This is a genomic window from Campylobacter sp. 2457A (assembly GCF_020135895.1).
Taxonomy (GTDB): domain Bacteria; phylum Campylobacterota; class Campylobacteria; order Campylobacterales; family Campylobacteraceae; genus Campylobacter_D; species Campylobacter_D taeniopygiae.
This window is the reverse complement of the sequence record NZ_JACHTO010000077.1, coordinates 1-710: the sequence shown is the minus strand read 5'-3', so window position 1 is coordinate 710 and position 710 is coordinate 1. Positions and strand designations below refer to the sequence as shown.

Here is a 710-nt window from a genome sequence, read left to right as displayed (position 1 = left end):
AATATATTCACTAATGTAAGTAGGTTTAGGAGTATTTAAAGAGAAAGGGTTGTTAAGATTGTCAATAGTGTAAGTATCTAATAAAATAAAATGGTCACATTCCCATCTTGAAATACCTATGCTTTTATCGATAAATGGCAAAAATGAAACTTCAAGCAATTCCAAGATATCATTTTTTGCAATATTTGGAATTTGTGAAAACACTAACACATCTATTTCATCTTTTCCATAGCTATTAAAATTTAACTTGTTGATAAATTTTTCTTTCCACTCTTGATTTTTATTATAAAAAAAACTAAAATAACCTTTTTCATAACTTATAAATTTGCATTTCATTATGGTATTTCCTTATCAATATGTATTTTTCGTATCCCTTTTACATCCTTTGTGTGAATATCAATAGTTTCTCCTCCACTTCTAGAAGCTTCCCTGTAATTAATTTCTGTTCCATCGTCTAGCTGTCTTCTATAAATTGGTTTTCCGTATCTTTTATCTACTTTATTTTCTAATTCTTTAGAATTTTTAGTTAACTTTTTCCATAATTTATCTAATTCTTTTTTGCTTTCAACTATTCTTCTGCGATAATCTCGGACATTTTTCGGCAGTTTATCCACTATCCGCAATGCCTCATCTTTAGTCAATGATCTAGGTTTTAAAAACTCAATATCTTTGAAAATTTGTTTTATCCCCCTTAAAACCGGAGCAAACAT

At 28.0% G+C, this 710-nt stretch carries 2 pseudogenes; both read right to left on the bottom strand.

Annotated elements, in window-relative coordinates:
• Window positions 1–336 (bottom strand): annotated as a pseudogene (locus H2280_RS08395) (hypothetical protein); the annotation flags it as partial.
• A pseudogene (locus H2280_RS08390) lies at window positions 336–710 on the bottom strand (hypothetical protein); the annotation flags it as partial. The pseudogenes H2280_RS08395 and H2280_RS08390, both read right to left, overlap by 1 nt.